Source organism: Bradyrhizobium sp. (genome assembly GCF_030697065.1).
In the GTDB taxonomy this organism is placed as follows: Bacteria; Pseudomonadota; Alphaproteobacteria; order Rhizobiales; family Xanthobacteraceae; genus Bradyrhizobium.
Genome location: NZ_JAUYQU010000124.1, coordinates 1 through 3,683, shown reverse-complemented (window position 1 = coordinate 3,683; position 3,683 = coordinate 1). Strand labels below are relative to the sequence as shown.

At 65.7% G+C, this 3,683-nt stretch carries 5 protein-coding genes; 4 read left to right on the top strand and 1 reads right to left on the bottom strand.

The genetic code is table 11. The features are described 5' to 3' along the window. On the bottom strand, nucleotides 1-1,432 hold a 1,432-nt coding region (locus Q8R73_RS10310; RefSeq protein WP_305719444.1), incomplete at its 3' end, for an FAD-binding dehydrogenase. A gap of 302 nt (nucleotides 1,433-1,734) precedes the next feature. On the opposite strand from Q8R73_RS10310, the gene Q8R73_RS10305 reads away from it, so the two are divergent. From Q8R73_RS10305 to Q8R73_RS10290, 4 genes are all read left to right on the top strand, one after another. Continuing rightward, a complete protein-coding gene (locus Q8R73_RS10305; RefSeq protein WP_305719443.1) occupies nucleotides 1,735-2,271 on the top strand; it encodes a hypothetical protein in 537 nt (178 codons plus the stop codon). Nucleotides 2,272-2,344: 73 nt separating this feature from the next. Beyond that, a complete protein-coding gene (locus Q8R73_RS10300) occupies nucleotides 2,345-2,539 on the top strand; it encodes a hypothetical protein (RefSeq protein WP_305719442.1) in 195 nt (64 codons plus the stop codon). A 22-nt stretch (nucleotides 2,540-2,561) separates the two neighbouring features. After that, nucleotides 2,562-3,170 carry an SCO family protein gene (locus tag Q8R73_RS10295; RefSeq protein ID WP_305719441.1) on the top strand — a complete coding sequence of 203 codons (609 nt, stop codon included), beginning with the start codon at nucleotides 2,562-2,564 and terminating at the stop codon, nucleotides 3,168-3,170. Nucleotides 3,171-3,263: 93 nt separating this feature from the next. Continuing rightward, a partial coding sequence (locus Q8R73_RS10290) for a transporter substrate-binding domain-containing protein (RefSeq protein ID WP_305719440.1) occupies nucleotides 3,264-3,683 on the top strand: 420 nt, incomplete at its 3' end.

Here is a 3,683-nt window from a genome sequence, read left to right as displayed (position 1 = left end):
GTTTCACGGCGATCAGGGGGCCCTGCGCGGGATCTAGAATGCGGTGCGGTCTGGCGGTGCGGATCAGCCGGTCGCCGATATATTTTCGCGCATTGTGGATGTTCATCACCTGCGCGTCCTTGACATAGGGATTGGCGATCTCGCGGTCGCGCGCCTCGATCTGGGCTTTCAGATATTCCGGCTTCAGCAGATTGTCGCCGCTGAGCGCGTTCATGGCGCCGACGAGATCCTCGAAATTGTCGCGCACGATGAAGTCGGCGCCGTTGGTCTTGAAGGCTTCGACCGGCGCGGGCGCGCCCTTGTTGGTGGCGCGCCGCGCGGTCGCCAGCCAGCTCCTGCCGGTGAGATCGGGGTTCTGTTCGGAGCCGGAAAGCGCGAACTCCTTCTTGATGATGCTCTGCGTCAGCACGAACCAGGAATAGTCGTAGCCGGTGCCCATGATGTAATGCAGCTGGCCCAGCGTGTCGGAGCCCGGAAACAGCGGCGCGGGCAGGCGCTTTCCGGTGGCGTCGAACCACATCGACGACGGCCCGGGCAGGATGCGGATGCCGTGGCGCGGCCAGATCGGCGCCCAGTTCCGGATGCCCTCGACATAATGCCACATCCGGTCGCGGTTGATCAGCCGCGCGCCGGCTTTCTCGGTGATCCCGATCATCCTGCCATCGACATGTTCGGGCACGCCGGAGATCATGTTTTTCGGCGGCTCGCCGAGGCGTTTCGGCCAGTTCTGCCGCACCAGGTCGTGATTGCCGCCGATGCCGCCGGAGGCGACGATCACGGCCTGCGCGCGCAGGCTGAACTCGCCGGCGGCCTGTCGCGAAGAGCTTTTGCCGCGCTCGACATCGTCGGGCGCGAGGATGGTGCCGCTGACGCCGTCGACGGTGCCGTTGGTGATGCTGAGCGCATCGACGCGGTGGCGGAATTTGAAGGTCAGGTAGCCGCTGCCCTGCGCCAGCTGCGCGCGCCGCTCGAACGGCTCGACGAGGCCGGGACCGGTGCCCCAGGTGACGTGGAACCTGGGCACCGAATTGCCGTGGCTCATCGCGTCATAGCCGCCGCGTTCGGCCCAGCCGACCACCGGGAAGATGCGGTGGCCCATCGCGCGCAGCCAGCCGCGCTTTTCGCCGGCCGCGAACGCCACATAGGCTTCGGCCCAGCGCCGCGGCCAGTGGTCGTCGTCGCGGTCGAACCCCGCCGATCCCATCCAGTCCTGCATCGCGAGATCGAAATTGTCCTTGATGCCGAGCCGGCGCTGTTCCGGGCTGTCGACCAGGAACAATCCGCCGAACGACCAGAAGGCCTGGCCGCCGAGGCTCTGTTCGCCCTCCTGGTCGACCACGATGACCCGCTTGCCGGCGTCGGCGATTTCGGTTGCCGCGACCAGGCCGGCAAGGCCCGCGCCGACCACGATTACGTCCGCATCCTGTGCCATCGCATCATTTTCCCCCGTTCCGGCGATTGAAGCCCGCACCCATTACCGCGGTCAACGGCAATCGGCAGGCAGCGGCGCAGGATGCGCCAAGCTCGTCAGGACGTAGAAGGATTCGTTCACTTGTTCCAGTTTGGGACCTTTCCCGCGGCCGGGTGCAGCGTGCATGCAACACTCAATTTGAATTTGTTTGGAGGGGTCTCCGCCATCTGGACAAAATCGCGATCCCGCAACACGCTGGCGATAAGCCTTGCATCGCACAAGGCAGCAGATTCGGGTTCGCAGGTTTGGACTGGGGCTGGAACATGAAGCTCGTGACGGGGTTGCTCGCGTCGGTTCTCCTGATGGCGGGGATGGGGGCGAGCCATGCTGTGGTTCGCATCGCCGATGACCGCGGCGGCCGGATCGGCACTTACGTCGACAAGTACCAGGGTCTGCGCAGCTCGGGCGAGCAGGTGATCATCGACGGTCTCTGCGCCTCGGCCTGCACCATCGTGCTCGGCGCGGTGCCGCACGACAGGATCTGCGTGACGTCTGCCGCCAGCCTGGGCTTCCACGCCGCATGGGATATCGGCGCCAATGGCCGCGCGGTCACCAACCCCGAAGCCACGCAGATGCTGTATTCGATGTATCCGGCGCCGGTGCGGCGCTGGATCGCGCAGCGTGGCGGGCTGAAATCGCAGATGATTTTCCTGCGCGGCAAGCAATTGCAGGCGATGTACAAGCCCTGCTACCTCGATGCGCAGGCCGCGCCGCTGCCGTCGTCGCGGCGGGACCGTGCGGTCGGTCAGCGTGAAGTGATCAGGCCCGATCCGGCCACGCTTGCCCGGCAGCCCGACTAGCCCTATCTGAACGGAACAGGCAGGCGAACCGGCGGCAACGCCGGTCAGTGTCAGCCCCTTCAGATGGTCGTGCATGGCTCAGCCGGTTTCCACGCAACCCGAATTGCCTTCGATCCTGTCGCCGGGACGTAAAGTCGCGTCGGCGATCGTTATCGGCAGCGCGGCGCTCGGCGCCATCGTCCTGACCGGCGCGCTGGGGCTCTGGTTCCATTACGGTACCGCGGTGTTTTTCGAGATGATCGCTTCCGGCATCTCCGCCTGCTTCTGATCCCGGGACATTAGGAATTTTCATGAAGGATCAACCCACCCGCGCGCAGGCCGTTCGTCCGCTGGTCATCCTCGCCGCCTTCGGCGCCAGCCTGGTGGTCGGCCTCGTGCTGTTGCTGTGGGTGTCGGGCGGATTGCGCAATGTGGCGGCCCCCGCCGCCATCGGCGGGCCGTTTCAACTGGTCGATCAGACCGGTCAGACCGTGACCGAGGCCAATCTCAAGGGGCGGCCGACGGTGATCTTCTTCGGCTTCACCCATTGCCCCGACATCTGCCCGACCGCGCTGTTCGAGATGTCCGAGGTGCTGCGGGCGATGGGCAAGGACGCCGACCGCGTCAATGCCTGGTTCGTGTCGGTCGATCCGGAGCGCGACACCGTGGGGGCGATGAAGGATTATCTGTCGAGCCTCGATCCGCATCTGAAGGGGCTGACCGGCAGCCCCGAGGCGGTGGCCAAGGTGATCTCGAGCTACCGGGTCTACGCGAAGAAGGTGCCGCTGAAAGACGGCGACTACACCATGGATCACACCGCGCTGATCTACCTGATGGACCGCGACGGCAAGTTCGTGGCCCCGTTCAACCTGAAACGGACGCCCGAGGAGGCCGCCGCCGACCTCAAGCGCTACCTCTGAGCCGGGGCAGGCTGGGGTACCCCGCGATAAACCACGTTCGCGTCGCGCGCCCGATGGTCTATAAGGCCGTCGAATCCGGAAAAACCGTCGTCAATGCAGCCGCAGATCCTCCTGTTCCTTGGCGGAAAGCCCCCTGTCCGCGCCATCCTGGCCGTGGCGGGGCTTTTGCTGGCTGTGACGCTGTCCGCTGGCCCGGTACAGGCGCAAATGCCGGCAAAGCCCGCCGTGGAGGCCGCCCCGCAGGCGGTGCCCGGGTTCTGGGACCCGCGCCGGCGGCCTGACAGGCCCGACCTGTCCCGGCTCAGTGTGATCCGGTTCCTGACCGAAACCGACTATCCGCCGTTCAATTTCACCGGCCCCGACGGCAATCCCGCCGGCTTCAACGTCGATCTGGCCAGATTGCTGTGTGAAGAGATCAAGGTGACCTGCACGGTCCAGATGCGGCGGTTCGAGACGCTGCTCGATGCGATCGTCAGCAACCGCGGCGACGCTATCATCGCCTCGCTGGCGGTG